Genomic DNA, 13,596 nt, shown 5'->3' with positions numbered 1-13,596 from the left:
TGCGAACGCCGACCGTGTGCCTGAGCGTGCGATGCCGCAAAGGGCCGACCTGATCGATCTCCGCACGTGCCGCGCACCTACCCGAGCCGCTGGAACCCATCACGCGCCGCACGTGCGCGGCCCACCACACCCGACCGGAGGCAACATGACACAGGAACGCAGCATCTACACAACGACGGCCCGAGCCCGAGCCGGCCAGGTGAAGGTCGAGGGAACCGGGGAAACGCTGCCGGTCGCCCTTCCCACTGCGTTGGGCGGGGCCAACGCCTGGGAGGGATGGAGCCCGGAGCAGTTGCACGCCGCTGCCCTGGCTTCCTGCATGCAACAGTCCTTGGCCCTGGCAGCGAGTGTCCGCGGCCTGTCCGTGGAGAACAGCAGCGTGACCGCCGACGTCTCACTCGAACACAGCGGCCCGCTGCGATACGCCTTCCAGGCCAGCATGCGCATCGACCTGCCGGACCTGGAAGCCGGCGAGTACCAGAACCTGATCGCCGAAGCCGCACGCGCGTGCCCCATGGCTTCCGGCGTCCACATCGACGGTCTCTGAAGCCCACGACGGTGCCATCTTGTCATCCAGCGTCTCGGACACGCTCAGTCGCGGAACAGAGCTTCGAGGAGCTGAGCGGCTCTGACAGCGTTCTTGCCAGGCAGCGCCGAGACCACGAGCGCCTGGACGGCCTTATGGAGCGCTACTGGGCAACCGACAGCGCAGACTTTGAGCGGACCGTCAAGGAACTGATCCGGCTGGCCGCCAGCCATACGTTCGCCGAGGGATCGTGTGCTGTGGCCGGTCGCGCGCGGTCTCGTGTCAGAAGGCTGAACAGTTCGAACGGGACTGCAACGACCTCCCGTAGGGGGACCGACCGGCCCAGGTGACCGTCGTCCCCGGGGGCCGCTCGCCCCGAAGAGGCACGGGCCGCCTCCCGGGCACGACGGGTTGACTCGAGTCTCAGAAGTTGTTTTCGATCTCGGAGCGTCTGAGGTGTGACTGAGCGCGATAGCTGGCCCTTGATCGCGCCAGCTGGCCGCAGAGCGCGCGATGGCCCGCTTGACGTCGTCCTGAGTGATCTGACGAGGCGCAGGCCGGGAGTGGGCGACTTGGCACCTGGCCGCCCCGGGCCTCGTGGGGCTCGGCATGTCACGCCCACCCTGGACCGGACCAGGCCACCGAGGCCGCATTGTCCTGCCGGTAGCCCTGAACTCTGTCGTTTCCCCGTCCTGATGTACGACTTCGCCTGGCCGGTGACTGGCGTGCACAGACCTCCCCCTCGCGCACGCTACGGGCTGGCCAGAGCACGGGGAACGACACGATGAGCCTGGACTCTGATGTGCAGGATGTCCTGGCTGCGGAAGCTGCCAGGCTGATCATGATGCAAGGTCATTCCGCACCCATCGCTCCGATTGCCGTCACCACGTCCGGCGGGTCGACATCTCGGCCGAGCGGAACCCCTGCAGCCCGCTGGTCTGGACAGCGACGGAATCGCCAGCCGGCCGATGTACTGCTCAGACTCCTCCTGCCGTGCCTTGACCGGACGTCCGACCCGCGGCTCTCCGCCGGTGGGTCACGATCGTTGTCCGAGGTGACCGGTTGACATATTTCGTACCGGTGTGAGGCTGGAGGAGGCAGGGTTGCGCCGCCAAGTCACGTAGAACTGGCAATGCTCATGGGGTCCAGTCACCCACCCGTTCGCGGCGGCGACAGATGAACTTAGTCCCTGGCCCGCAGGGGGACGGCTCCGGGACGCGAAGTGAGGCGATCGAATGGACCGGGTTCCCGAGGTGGCCGTGGTCGGGGCCGGCATCGTCGGACTCTGCACCGCCTACGCACTGGCCGAACGCGGAACGGCGGTGCGGGTGTACGAGAGCGGCGTTCCAGGCCACGGGCAATCCGGTGGCCAGTCCCGCATATTCCGCCACGCGCACGACGACGCCCGCCTGGTGGAATTCACCCGGGAGGCCCGCGCCGTTTGGGACGAGTGGGCCGACCGGTTGGGCGCAGAGCTGGTCTCCCGGGACGGAGTGGTCGCACTGGGCAGTACCGTTCCTGGGAGACTGCGCATTCTGCAGGATGCCGGCGGCATACCGGCCCGCACCGTGGACAGCGCCGAGCTTCACGCGCGCATGCCGCTGCTCGCCGACTACCGCGGTCCCGCGATGCTCGATGAGGGCGGCGGTGCCATCCGCACCCGTGCCGCGGTCGAGCGGCTGGCCGATGCGCTGGGTGACTCGCTGGTCACCGATGAAGTCATCTCGCTGTATCCGACGGGCCGCGGCACGGTGGAGGTGGTCAGTAGCGTCGGCCGCGAAGAGTACGCGACGGCCGTGGTGTGCGCGGGCGTGGGCACCGCGCGGCTGGCGCGCAACGTGGGGCTTTCGCTGCCGGTACAGCCGGCAGCCCACGTCCGCCTCACCTTCCAGGTCAGGGGAGCGCCCCCGGAACGGGTCGCCTGCCTGCAGGACAGCAGCGGCGACTTCGGTGAGGTTGGCGTCTACGCAGCCCCTTACCCGGGCAACAGCCGGTATGCGGTGGGGCTCAGCGAAACGGTCGAGGTGCGGGAGGACGGCAGCTTCGCGGACGCCGAAGCCTTGACGGCACTCAGTGACCGCGCCCGCGCGTACATCTCCCACGCATTGCCCGGCCTTGACCCCGAGCCCGTCGAGCGCCTCAACTGCTGGGTGACAAGCCTGCCGTGGAGTGAGGACGGCATGGCGGTCTGGGAAGCCGACAGAATCTTCTTCGCCGCCGGGCACAACCTCTTTAAACAGGCACCTCGACTGGGACGGGCCTTGGCCGGCGCGGCCATGGACGATGAACTCGAGGAGAACCTGCGGCCGGCGGCAGCACTCGGCCAGCCCCGCTGAACGCCCCAACAGTCGGCGCATCCTGCTCCGACGACGTGGTACCTACGTCGGTGATCGCGGTGCCATCCGATGCGCGATCGTGGTGCTGTTGGTGGTTGGCAGTCTTTGGCCACCGTTACATCCAGGAGGAAGCCATGGCGGATCCGAGGACGGTCATCCTTCCTTGCGGGGTTGCGGTCACGGTGCTCGGTCAGGGCACCTGGGGGATGGGGGAGGATCCCGGGCGCCGCGCGGCCGAGGTGTCGGCCCTGCGCGCCGGGCTGGACCTGGGGATGACCCTCGTCGACACCGCGGAGATGTACGGGGACGGCGCGGCGGAGGAAGTGGTGGCCGAGGCGGTGGCCGGACGGCGGGACGAGGTCTTCTTGGTCAGCAAGGTGCTCCCCACCCATGCGGACGCCGGTGGAGTGGCCGAGGCATGCCGGGGGAGCCTGCGTCGTTTGCGCACGGACCGGATCGATCTGTACCTGCTGCACTGGCGTGGAGCCGTGCCGCTGGAGGAGACGGTCGAGGCATTCGAGTCCCTGGTGCGGGAGGGTGCCATCCGCTCCTGGGGAGTGAGCAACCTGGACGTGGATGATCTCGCGGATCTGCCGCCCGGAGCCGGGCCGCAGACCGACCAGGTGCTGTACAACCTCAGCCGTCGAGGGCCTGAGTACGGTCTGCTGCCCAGGTGCCGTGAACTGTCGATCCCCGTCATGGCGTACTCGCCGGTCGAGCAGGGCCGTCTGCTCGGCCACCCGGCGTTGCGGGACGTGGCAGCTGCCCACGGTGCGACGCCCGCGCAGATCGCCCTGGCCTGGGTCCTGCGGCACGAGGACGTCATCGCGATCCCGAAGGCGTCTTCCCGCGCGCACGTCGAGGAGAACAGAGCGGCTCTGGAGGTGGACCTGACCGCCGAGGACCTCGCGACGCTGGACCGGGCGTTCCCGCCGCCGGGGAGCAAACGGCCGCTGGAGATGCTGTGACACCCCTGCAGCGTGCCCGACCGGGCTCCGCCCGGAGCCGGGTGGCCCGACCTCACCGGTGGCGGCAGAGGGCGTCGCACTGTTCCTGCAAACGCGGGCATTTTCCACAACGCCCTTGGACTTCGCCGAGACCGTCCGCCAGCTGCTGGAAGAGGGCTGGACGATCGAGCCGGAGGACCTGGCGCGCATCTGGCCGTACCTGACCGTGAGTACTCCAGCCCGAGGTGTCCGACCGAAGCTGGACGTGGACTGCACTCCGCTGCGAGAGCAGGACCTCACGGCGGCCGGCTTCGGTCAGACCGCCTGACTGGCCGGGGCCGGGTCGTCGCCAAGGCCACCCAAGGATCGTGATGACCTGGGACGAGCGCCTGGGCATCATCTCCAACCCGAACACCCACAGAACTTGGTCAAGTCCTGTTCGGGGTCGGCGCGGCCGTTAGAGCGGAGTCCAGAGAGTCGCCGCCTGGTCCACGAATCGGACGCTGGTCACCCGCGGACTGCGTTTGCACGTGAGGCGAAGCCAGGTGACGGTGGAGACAGCTCGAACACTTTCACGGCGGCGAGCCACTTCGCCCCGGAGAGGAGCACGCGCCCCCCGAGGGCTACCAGCACGTCGACAAGCGCGACAACGGCTGGACCAAGGTCCTGCTCCACCCCGACGGCGGCTGAAGCGCTGGCCCATATCCCCGGAAACGACTTCAGGAAGGAGCTCGCACCATGACCAGCATCGAGACCGTCTCCCTTCAGGACGCTCGGCGGGTCATCGACGCGGGAGAGAAACGAGCGCAGGAGCTCGGGCAGCCGAGCAACATCGCCGTGGTCGACGCCGGCGGAACCTCGTCGCCCATGCCCGCATGGACGACGCATTGATCGGCAGCGTCGACATCTCCATCAACAAGGCCTTCACCGCCCGCGCCTTCGACATCAGCACCGCCGACCTCGCCGAGAACGCCGCTCCCGGGCAGCAGTTCTACGGCATCAGCGGCTCCAACCAGGGCCGCGTGATGATCTTCGCCGGCGGCCTGCCTCTCCACCGCAACGGACAGGTGGTGGGCGCCGTCGGGGTGAGCGGAGGGTCAGGGGACCAAGACCAGAGCGTCGCCCAGGCGGCTGCCGCATGCTTGTAACCCCCCGCGTATCCCGCCCGCGTCGCGAACCGCGCAGGAGAGCACAGGAGTCGTGCGAAAGCCGCGTAGGAGAGCAGAGGAGTCGTCATGACGGGCAAGCGCGGGTGTGCCGCCACCTCGGCCGATGTTGATGATGATCTTCGTTTGTGGCATCCCGCTCCCCCACGACGGCCAGGTCCTGGGGCTCGGTAGGAGTGATGGGGGGCAGCGGCGAGTAAGATCAGACGGTCGCCGAGGCGGCCATAGCGGCGTTCTGGTGATCGCGGCGACGCGAACCAAGGAAAAGGAAGAGGAGAGACCCAAGATGGCAACACAGGTCAGCAAAGCACTTCTGGTACGCCTCGAAGCACTTCCCGGCAGGGAGGACGACGTCCAGGACTTCTTGAACCAGGGGCTGTCGATCGTCGAGGGGGAGCCCAAGACCGTCAGGTGGTTCGGAATCCAGTTCGGACCCTCGTCGTTCGGAATCTTCGACGCCTTTCCCGACGACGACGGACGCCAGGCGCATCTGTCGGGTGAGGTCGCGCAAGCGCTCGCTGAGAACACGGGTGAGCTCTTCGAGGAGCCCACGATCGAGCAGATCGATGTCCTCGTGGAGAAGCCGCCCGCCTAGAGCAGGTGCTGCCCGCGGGGCGGCGTGGTCAGCCGTAGCTGTCGCGGATAGTTGGTGGAGAGCCAGGGCTCGATTGACGTTCTGGTGGGGCGGTGCCGGATGTGGGGAGTCCGACGAGGGCTTCAGGGTGGGGCGAAGGGCTGGGGGCCGTGCCACTGGAGGAGGACGGTGGTGGCGTCGTCGCAGAGGTGTCCGTGGTGGCTGTGCATGAGGCGGCGCAGAGTCTCGGGGAGGGGCACGCCTTCATCGATGTGGCCGGTGAGGAAGGCAAGGAAGCGGTCGAGGCCGAATTCCTGGCCGGTTCGGGAGCGGGCTTCAGTGATGCCGTCGACGACGTATCGGATCGCGTCGACGATTTCGCGACGGGAGTGCTTCTCCGGCAGGCCACCGCGAGCCGTGTCGCAGGCCGCCGGCGGCAGCAGCGGTTCGACCAGAGCCCAGTGGCATCAGTGGTATCCGACGGATAGCGAGGATGACGCATGACGGCCGCCCCAGCGATGTGACGGAGGCCGCCCGATCGGCGACGGACGGTCCCCTTGCGGACAAGATCTCCGGGACCGGCTATGAAATCGAGGGTCGCTCGAAAGAGTTGAGCTGGGCGACGATGTGATTGACCCGCTTGTCGTTCGGCTGGACAACGCTCCGAGACCGGATCTGACCTGGTAGGCGGACAGGTCCGTCGCGCGGACGAGCTGGCCGAAGTCCAGCCCGGCCGAGCGGTCTTCGAGGAGTACGAAGCGGACGGTGTCACCGCGGCGTCTGGCCGCATCTCCCTTCCTGCCGTGGTCTGTCGTGGGCCGGGCAGGCCGGGTTCCCGGCGCGCCACCGACCAAGCGAGACAATTCGCACCTTTTGACATGTCTTGTGAGGGTGGGACAGTGGGAGTGGTGAGGTCGTTATGTGGGTGACGTGCCCACCAGACATGGGGACGGGCCAGGCCAACCAGGCTGATCGAGCAGGGCAAGGACCAAGGTCCTCCTCCCCGACGGCAGCTGAGCGGAGGGCACGGACCCGAACCGGTCCTCCGCCGATCACCGGAAGGAACCACGCACCATGACCAACGAACTGCACGGCAGGAAGGTCGCAATCCTGGCCACGGACGGCGTTGAGCGCGTCGAGCTCGAAGAGCCTCTCGGCGCACTGCTGGGCGCTGGAGCGCAGGCTGAACTCCTGTCCCTCCACACCGGCGAGATCAACGCGCGCCAGATGGACATCGACCCGGCCGGAGCCTTCACCGTGGACAAGAAGGTCGCCGACGCACGCGTGAGCGACTACGACGCGCTCCTGTTGCCCGGCGGAACCATGAACCCCGACCAGCTGCGAACCGACCCCGACGCCGTCGCCTTCGTGAGGGAGTTCGTGGAGACCGGCAAGCCCGTTGCCACCATCTGCCACGGACCCTGGACCCTGGCAGAGGCAGACGTGCTGCACGGCCGCCGCCTCACCTCCTGGCCCAGCATTCGTACTGACCTGCGCAACGCCGGCGCCGAGGTCGTCGACGAGGAGGTCGTGATCGACCGCCAGCTGATCTCCAGCCGCGGCCCGCAAGACCTCCCCGCCTTCTGCAAGGCGATCATCGAACACTTCGTCAACGCACCGCAACCCGCCTGATCGGCAGAAGACGCGCTTGACCGGGCGCTTGTCACGCAGCGTTAGTGCGATGGCACGCAAGAGGGTGTGGCGCTGGCCTGCATACCTCGGATGGAGCCCTACGTTAGGAAACCCGAGGTCGCAAAGTCGCCCAAATGACCGCCGACACTGACTCGGCCGAGTCACCGTGAATCAGCAGAGGAGATCGTCATGGCAAGCAGCAACCGCGCCGTCACCTTTCAGAACGCGAAGGACATGCGCGTTGAGTCCCTGGACTTCCCGAAGCTTCAGATGCCGAACGGGAAGAAGGCCCCGCACGGAGTCATCCTCAGGATCGTCGCCACCAACATCTGCGGTAGTGACCTGCACATCTACCGCGGGTCCTTCCCGGTGCCCCAGGGCATGGTGATGGGGCACGAGATGACCGGGGAGGTCATCGAGGTCGGCCCCGACGTCGAGTTCCTCAGTGAGGGCGACCTCGTCTCCGTCCCGTTCAACGTCGCCTGCGGCCGATGCCGCAACTGCCGGGCGCGCCGGACCGAAGTCTGCGAGACCACAAACCCCAAGGTGTCCTGCGCAGCGTACGGCTTCAACCTGGGCGACTGGACCGGCGGCCAGGCCGAGTACCTGTTCGTCCCGTACGCCGACTTCCAGCTCCTGCGCTTCCCGGACCGGGACCAGGCCATGGCGAAGATCCGTGACCTGGCGCTGCTCTCGGACATCCTGCCCACCGCGTTTCACGGTCTCATGGAGGCCGGTGCCAAGCCGGGCTCGACCGTGTACATCGCCGGCGCCGGCCCGGTCGGCCGCTGCGGCGCAGCAGCTGCGCGCCTCCTCGGGGCGTCCTGCATCATCGTGGGCGACTACCACAAGGACCGCCTGGAGCTGGTGAAGAAGAACGGCTGCGAGACGATCGACCTGAGCCAGGACGCGGAGCTCACCGACCAGATCGAGGCCATCCTGGGCGAACCCATGGTCGACTGCGCAGTGGACTACGTCGGCACCGAGGCACACGGCATCGGCCGCGAGGCCGAGGACATGGACCCGGCCTACGCCATCAACCAGGTGCTCGACGCCACCCGCGCGGGCGGGGCCACCGGAGTCATCGGCGTCTACGGCGCCGACCCGCTCGCGAAGTCGAAGGCCGAGCAGGAGGGAACGTACCCGATCGACTTCGGCAAGGCGTGGATCAAGTCGCCGCGGATCGCCGCCGGGCAGGCACCGATCATGCACTACAACCGCGAGCTGATGATGGCGATCCTGTGGGACCGCATGCCCTACCTGAGCGCCATGCTCAACACGAAGGTGATCAGCCTCGACGACGCCCCCGACGCCTACGCGACCTTCGACACGGGAGTGTCCGAAAAGTTCATCATCGACCCCCACGGCCTCATTCCCGCCTGAGGCCCGCCCTCATCCGTCCCTGCGAACTCATAAGCGACGGCGTAGTGGGCAGTCCGTCACCCCCGACGACGCGACGGACTGCCCAGGTGCCCCCAAGGAGCGGTTAGTACCCGCTGACGCCGTAGGCGCTCAGCGCATCAGCCATCGGTTGGAAGAAGATCGTGCCGCCGCAGCGCAGTCGCCGACCGCGACAGGTGGGCGGGAGGCGTGGGCGGCGCTGTGCCTCGCGCCAGTGCAGGACTCCTGGTAGAAGACGTTGCCGGAGCGTGCGGCCGTTATCTGCCGAGCTGACTGGGGTCCATGCTTTCTTGGACGAGCGCTTCATCGTCGGTTGTCGGTACGGCGGGAGACGCGATTGCGGCTGCTGTATCTCAAGCGCCGCACCGACTGTGTTACCAAACGCCGACTCGTTTCGCTGGCGCCGGTTCTGCCGTACCCCGGTGCCGCAGCGGACCGCGGACGGTGGATGAGCTCGGACACGACGGGCGTGCAAGCACACTGGCCCTCCTCGACCTCATGGCTGACCGCTACCGGTGCTCCGGAACCGAAAAGAGCTTGCGGTCTCTCGGGCCAGCGGCACGTTCACCCGGCCAGCCAAGGCACAGGCTGCGGACCGTGCTTCCTCCACCCAGATGCCCCTGGCGGTCCTTGATCAGCAGCCTTCGACCTGTACGCGTGGCCCGGCCCGGAGCCGGGCGAATAACCAGTTCAGGCGCACGTACTGGGCTTGCTGGCCCAGGCGGAGCCCGCCCCGTTGCGGGTCAGACGCTTGGTCATCAGCGTGATCGCCGCCCAGGTGATCAGCGTTTCGGAGTGCTGGACGAGCCGTTCGTAGTCCCTCGCGTGCCGGCGGGCGTTCATCATCCATGCCAGCGAGCGTTCAACGACCCAGCGGCGGGGCAGCAGGACGAACCCGGAGGAGTCCTTCGGGCGGGCAACGGTCTTGATCGTGAGGTTCAGATGCTTCTTCGCCCAGGTAATGAGCTTGCCCGCGTAGGCGCGGTCGGCCCAGACGATGGTGATCTCGGGGTGCATGAGACGGAGACGGAAGAGGACTTCCTTGGCCGCGGCGGAGTCATGCAGATCGGCCGGGGTGACCATGACCAGCAGCGGCAGGCCGCGGGTGTCGACCACGAGATGCCGTTTGCGGCCATTGATCTTTTTGCCTGCATCGTAACCGCGGGAGTTCTTGCCGACGGTCGATGCCGCTTTGACTGACTGCGAGTCGATGATCGTCGCGACGGCTCTGAGGCCTTTGCCCACCTCGCGGCGGATCCGCTGGGTCAGGGCGTCACGGATCTGACCGATGACACCGCGGGCAGCCCAGCGGGCCATGAACCCCCAAACGGTCCTCCAGGGCGGGAAGTCCGCGGGTAGGGCCCTCCACTTGCAGCCGGTGTCCACGACATATCGAATCGAGTCGACGATCTCGCGCCGGGGGTGCTTCTCCGGCCGGCCGCCGCGGGCGGTGTCGCAGGCCGGCAGCGGGCAGCAGCGGTTCGATCAGGGCCCACTCGTCATCCGTCATGTCCGACGGATAGCGGCGCTGACGCACTTCCCCTCCCGTCTGTGACCTGCTGCGGGGCCGGCCGGCTTCGCCGGTCGGCCCCGTGGATCGGTCAGGCGCTGGCGATGAGGTCGAGGGTGGATTCGATGGAGTTGAGCTGGGCGACGATGTGCCGTACCCACTTGTCGTTCGGGTGGGCGGCGGCGTGCGGGGCGACCGTGCCGGTGATGAACCGCCGGAACTGGGTCAGCTTCTCGCCCACGACCTGCCGCTCGTAGGCTTCGAGCGCGGCCCGCTCCGCTCCGAGCTGGTAGCCGTCGAGACGGTTCCAGATCAGCGGAGGCCAGCCCTTGGACGCGGCCTCGTCCTTCAGCGCGGCCAGGCCGGAGCGGACCTGGTGCGGTGAGAGCGCGCTCGCACGGACCAGCTGGTGAAACTCCAGCCCGGCCGGGCGGGCCTCGAACAGAACGAAGCGGACGGTGTCCGCGTGTCGTCTGGCCGCGTCCCCTTTGCGCCGGGAGGCGCGGGGCACGACTACTCGCCCCGCAGGATCGCCGCGAGCTCGTCGTCCATGTCGACCTTGCCGGTGTCGACCGCCGTTTCGATCCAGTCCAGAGTCGCTTTCACCTTGGCTACGTTCTGGTGGACGATGGTGCGTTCGTCCTCCGACAGTTGGCGGTCGCGCAGGCCGGGGACGGTCCGGCCAGCTGCGGCGACGAACGCGTGGAAGGCGGTCACCAAGTCAAGGAACTCCACCGTCCGGTCGATGTTGCGGACTGCCGGGGCGACGGGGTTCGAGCGCTCGAAGTGGTCAAGGGCTTGCCGACTGCGCTCGGCCTGGGCAGAGTTGACCTGGAAGCGGGCGGTGTCATCGCTCATCGCCTTGAACGCGACGTCCGGCCTGCGGAGCAGGCTGGTCGCGGCGGTCGTCGCGACCTGCTCGTCGCGGGTGAATTCCTCCACCACCCGGACCTTGTCCTCCGAGGACACCTTGGCCGCGACCTGGGGACGCTTCAGGAAGTCGGTGGTCACCGCAGCCGCGACCTCGGCGTCCCGGGCCAGCGAGTGGATCGCGGTAACCTTCTCCTGCGGGGTGATGGGCGTCTCGACCTGCTGGCCGACCTGTCGATTGGCGTCGTCCTTGGTCCAGCGGGCCTTTCCCTCCGGGAGCGTCAGGATCGTCGCGAACCGCCTCTCCTCGTCCTCGATACTCGCCAGCGACCGGTGGACCGTGTAGGACGCGAGCTCGGGACGGCGTCGTTCCTTCGGCCACCGCGACGCCACCCACCTGGCCGTCTTCACCGTGGAGAACCTCAGGCCGATGTCCTCGGCCAGGCGCGTCAGCGATTCCTCGACCGTGTACTCGCTGTCCCCGGTTTCGCCGCCCCGCTGCCGCATCGGTTCGACCTCCAGGGCCCGGTCCCCGATCGTGAACTGGCCGCGGGTCTGCTGTTCGACGACGTCCCGCAGCTCGGCCACGATCTGCTCGTAGCGAGACTGGCTGACGGCGCCGATGGTCTCGTTCTCCTCGGACATGGCTTTCACCATCCAAGTGCGCTCCCAGGCGCGGCACTTCGGGCCGTGACAGGACAGGGACCGCATCTGTTTCCGAGAGTCAGACCGTAAATATGAAGATCGCAAGGAATGACCGCAATTGACCGTTCCGTGAACGAAACTGGTCCAAGGATGCGTTCGCTCAGTGGTCACTGTGCACGATCCGCGTACGGATCCTTCCGCTTCCGCCAGGCCCCCACGACGCAGCGCCGCGAGCAGAACCGGGCGTCCGAGCGACGGTCGACACCCGCCACCCAGCGGGCCCCGCACTCGGGGCACTCGACCAGGCCGACCTTGTCCCGGACAGCTGCCAACCGCTTCCTCAGCCGCTGTTCCTTGCGCCACTGCCTGGAACGACAGACCGACGAGCAGAACACCGCCTCGGGCCGGGCGTCCGGCCTCAGCCGTTCACCACAAGCCGGACAGTCCCTCACTCTGGCCCTCTCGGCACCCTCAGACACCGGTCCAGGCTAGGGGGCAAATCTACCCAGAACCTTGGATCGGAAACAGCTACTCAGTCAGGGCCACGGACAATCCGCGGCAGTGTCGCACCATCGTCATCTGGTGGGTGATGTCCATCCAGGGCCTGGACCACGCATCACCGAGCAGGCTCTCGTCTGCGCACCCCGCGAGCCCCGTGAACTTCTCCGGGGTCGCGGCGGTGTATCAGGCGCCTCGCCCGAAACGTCCCGATGCTCTCCGTGGGTGATCAAAGGAAGCGGCGGATGGGACGTACAGCTGCTTCCCCGAGGCGCTGCTGCACGGGCCTGCGCTTCCAGCGTCCGGGCGTGATGAGGTCGCCTCCCTCCCAGTCCTCGGCGAAGTGCTTGTCCAGCGTGGCGGTGAGCTCCTCGTCCACGACAGCGAGCATGACCTCTTCGTCGTGTTCGAGTGAGCGACGGTTGAAGTTGGTGGAGCCGACCAGGGAAACGATGCCGTCGATGGTCACGATTTTGGCGTGCAGCATCGTCGGCTGGTACTCGGCGATCCGGACCCCGGCATCCAGGAGGTCCTCGTAGGAGCGGCGGCCGCCCAGCTGTGAGACGCGTTTGTCCGTGTGCGGGCCGGGGATGAGGATGTCGATCGTGACTCCCCGGCGAGCTGTGCGGCAGAGCAACTGGACGAAGAAGTCGTCCGGGGTGAAGTACGCGGTCGAGACCCGGACCCGCTCCCGCGCCGACTCCAGCAGCACGCGCAGCAGGGTCTGCATGTCCTGCCAGCCGAAACTGGCCGAACCGCGGACCACCTGGACCACGGACCGACCGGTCGTGTCGTGTTCAATGAACCGGTCTTTCTCGTCGAAAAGCTCCTGGTGGCACTCCGCCCAGTTCTGTGCGAACGCGGCCGTGATGCCGTCGACCGCGGGGCCGCGAACCTGGATGTGAGTGTCCCGCCATTCACCCGGATGGCGGGCGTCCCCGCACCATTCCTCGGCGATGCCCACCCCTCCGGTGAAGGCGGTGCGCTCGTCGACCACGAGAGCCTTGCGGTGGCAGCGGTGGTTCTGCTTGAGAGGAGAGACCCACAGCGGCTTGCGGAACCACACCACATGCACGCCGGCCGAGGACATCTCATCGAGCAGGTCCTGCTGGATCGGGCTGCTGCCGAACCCGTCCAGCAACAGCCGTACGCGTACGCCTTCCCGGGCGCGTTCCGAGAGCGCGGCTGCGAAGTCACGGGCGATGTCACCGCGCCAGTAGACGAACGTCATCATGTCGACCGTGTGCTCGGCCGCTCGGATCGCCCCGAGCATCGCGGGGAAGATCTCATCGCCGTTACGCAACACGCGCAGCTCGTTGCCTTCTGTGGCGGCGATGCCGATCAGTCGTTCCAGACGTCTGCGTATCTCCTGCTTCCGTTTACCGACCGGCACAGCCGCAGAATTCTTGTCGTCATCGGCGGGACTGTCGGCCTGCTCCACAACACTCATGAGGGGGACCATACGGATCGCGACGACGGGATGGAAAAACC

At 67.4% G+C, this 13,596-nt stretch carries 13 protein-coding genes and 2 pseudogenes; 9 read left to right on the top strand and 6 right to left on the bottom strand.

Annotated elements, in window-relative coordinates:
- Nucleotides 1-145 precede the first annotated feature (145 nt).
- The 7 genes from DQ392_RS27985 to DQ392_RS27960 all read left to right on the top strand — a co-directional run bounded on the left by DQ392_RS27985 (nucleotide 146) and on the right by DQ392_RS27960 (nucleotide 5,570).
- Nucleotides 146-547 (top strand): OsmC family protein, encoded by a 402-nt coding sequence (locus DQ392_RS27985; protein WP_019359438.1) that lies wholly within the window; start codon nucleotides 146-148, stop codon nucleotides 545-547.
- Nucleotides 548-1,761: 1,214 nt separating this feature from the next.
- On the top strand, nucleotides 1,762-2,862 hold the full coding sequence (locus DQ392_RS27980; RefSeq protein ID WP_019359437.1) for an NAD(P)/FAD-dependent oxidoreductase: 1,101 nt from the start codon (nucleotides 1,762-1,764) through the stop codon (nucleotides 2,860-2,862).
- A 134-nt stretch (nucleotides 2,863-2,996) separates the two neighbouring features.
- Nucleotides 2,997-3,830, top strand: a complete 834-nt coding sequence (locus DQ392_RS27975) for an aldo/keto reductase (RefSeq protein ID WP_026005114.1) — start codon at nucleotides 2,997-2,999, stop codon at nucleotides 3,828-3,830.
- 115 nt (nucleotides 3,831-3,945) lie between these two features.
- Nucleotides 3,946-4,137: a hypothetical protein gene (locus DQ392_RS27970; protein WP_147266579.1), complete on the top strand. Its 192-nt coding sequence runs from the start codon at nucleotides 3,946-3,948 to the stop codon at nucleotides 4,135-4,137.
- 410 nt (nucleotides 4,138-4,547) lie between these two features.
- On the top strand, nucleotides 4,548-4,700 hold the full coding sequence (locus DQ392_RS35510; protein ID WP_245982041.1) for a heme-binding protein: 153 nt from the start codon (nucleotides 4,548-4,550) through the stop codon (nucleotides 4,698-4,700).
- A complete protein-coding gene (locus tag DQ392_RS27965; RefSeq protein ID WP_245982039.1) occupies nucleotides 4,685-4,957 on the top strand; it encodes a GlcG/HbpS family heme-binding protein in 273 nt (90 codons plus the stop codon). Before DQ392_RS35510 ends, DQ392_RS27965 begins: the two co-directional genes overlap by 16 nt.
- 304 nt (nucleotides 4,958-5,261) lie before the next feature.
- Nucleotides 5,262-5,570 (top strand): putative quinol monooxygenase, encoded by a 309-nt coding sequence (locus DQ392_RS27960; protein ID WP_007389165.1) that lies wholly within the window; start codon nucleotides 5,262-5,264, stop codon nucleotides 5,568-5,570.
- Between the two features lie 122 nt (nucleotides 5,571-5,692).
- On the opposite strand, the gene DQ392_RS35505 is transcribed toward DQ392_RS27960, so the two are convergent.
- Both DQ392_RS35505 and DQ392_RS35500 read right to left on the bottom strand, forming a co-directional pair.
- Nucleotides 5,693-5,893, bottom strand: coding sequence for a hypothetical protein (locus DQ392_RS35505; RefSeq protein ID WP_228773899.1), 201 nt, complete (start codon nucleotides 5,891-5,893; stop codon nucleotides 5,693-5,695).
- Nucleotides 5,894-5,896: 3 nt separating this feature from the next.
- Nucleotides 5,897-6,051: pseudogene (locus tag DQ392_RS35500) on the bottom strand (transposase); the annotation flags it as partial.
- 572 nt (nucleotides 6,052-6,623) lie between these two features.
- Here DQ392_RS35500 and DQ392_RS27945 point away from each other — a divergent pair.
- Together DQ392_RS27945 and DQ392_RS27940 are read left to right on the top strand one after the other, a co-directional pair.
- Nucleotides 6,624-7,181, top strand: a complete 558-nt coding sequence (locus DQ392_RS27945; RefSeq protein ID WP_114018450.1) for a type 1 glutamine amidotransferase domain-containing protein — start codon at nucleotides 6,624-6,626, stop codon at nucleotides 7,179-7,181.
- 189 nt (nucleotides 7,182-7,370) lie between these two features.
- Nucleotides 7,371-8,564 carry an alcohol dehydrogenase catalytic domain-containing protein gene (locus tag DQ392_RS27940; RefSeq protein ID WP_114018449.1) on the top strand — a complete coding sequence of 398 codons (1,194 nt, stop codon included), beginning with the start codon at nucleotides 7,371-7,373 and terminating at the stop codon, nucleotides 8,562-8,564.
- A 708-nt stretch (nucleotides 8,565-9,272) separates the two neighbouring features.
- On the opposite strand, the pseudogene DQ392_RS27935 reads toward DQ392_RS27940, so the two are convergent.
- The 4 genes and pseudogenes from DQ392_RS27935 to DQ392_RS27915 form a co-directional block, all read right to left on the bottom strand.
- Nucleotides 9,273-10,119: pseudogene (locus DQ392_RS27935) on the bottom strand (IS5 family transposase).
- A 64-nt stretch (nucleotides 10,120-10,183) separates the two neighbouring features.
- Nucleotides 10,184-10,603: a hypothetical protein gene (locus DQ392_RS27930; protein WP_019359427.1), complete on the bottom strand. Its 420-nt coding sequence runs from the start codon at nucleotides 10,601-10,603 to the stop codon at nucleotides 10,184-10,186.
- Between the two features lie 2 nt (nucleotides 10,604-10,605).
- Entirely contained in the window at nucleotides 10,606-11,607 is a 1,002-nt protein-coding gene (locus DQ392_RS27925; protein ID WP_019359426.1) for a DUF6192 family protein, read from the bottom strand.
- Nucleotides 11,608-12,334: 727 nt separating this feature from the next.
- The gene (locus tag DQ392_RS27915) at nucleotides 12,335-13,555 is read right to left on the bottom strand and encodes a phospholipase D-like domain-containing protein (protein WP_026005111.1); all 1,221 of its coding nucleotides are present in this window, start codon (nucleotides 13,553-13,555) and stop codon (nucleotides 12,335-12,337) included.
- Between the last annotated feature and the right edge of the window lie 41 nt (nucleotides 13,556-13,596).

This window comes from Streptomyces reniochalinae, assembly GCF_003323735.1.
GTDB lineage: Bacteria > Actinomycetota > Actinomycetes > Streptomycetales > Streptomycetaceae > Streptomyces > Streptomyces reniochalinae.
Note: the sequence above shows the minus strand (reverse complement) of the source record. Positions and strands in the feature narration are given on the sequence as shown.

Coding starts and splice junctions, on each gene's coding strand:
- DQ392_RS27985 (WP_019359438.1), top strand. CDS start 146: ATGACACAGGAACGCAGCATCTACACAACGACGGCCCGAGCCCGAGCC.
- DQ392_RS27980 (WP_019359437.1), top strand. CDS start 1,762: ATGGACCGGGTTCCCGAGGTGGCCGTGGTCGGGGCCGGCATCGTCGGA.
- DQ392_RS27975 (WP_026005114.1), top strand. CDS start 2,997: ATGGCGGATCCGAGGACGGTCATCCTTCCTTGCGGGGTTGCGGTCACG.
- DQ392_RS35510 (WP_245982041.1), top strand. CDS start 4,548: ATGACCAGCATCGAGACCGTCTCCCTTCAGGACGCTCGGCGGGTCATC.
- DQ392_RS27965 (WP_245982039.1), top strand. CDS start 4,685: ATGGACGACGCATTGATCGGCAGCGTCGACATCTCCATCAACAAGGCC.
- DQ392_RS27960 (WP_007389165.1), top strand. CDS start 5,262: ATGGCAACACAGGTCAGCAAAGCACTTCTGGTACGCCTCGAAGCACTT.
- DQ392_RS27945 (WP_114018450.1), top strand. CDS start 6,624: ATGACCAACGAACTGCACGGCAGGAAGGTCGCAATCCTGGCCACGGAC.
- DQ392_RS27940 (WP_114018449.1), top strand. CDS start 7,371: ATGGCAAGCAGCAACCGCGCCGTCACCTTTCAGAACGCGAAGGACATG.
- DQ392_RS27925 (WP_019359426.1), bottom strand. CDS start 11,607: ATGTCCGAGGAGAACGAGACCATCGGCGCCGTCAGCCAGTCTCGCTAC.
- DQ392_RS27915 (WP_026005111.1), bottom strand. CDS start 13,555: ATGAGTGTTGTGGAGCAGGCCGACAGTCCCGCCGATGACGACAAGAAT.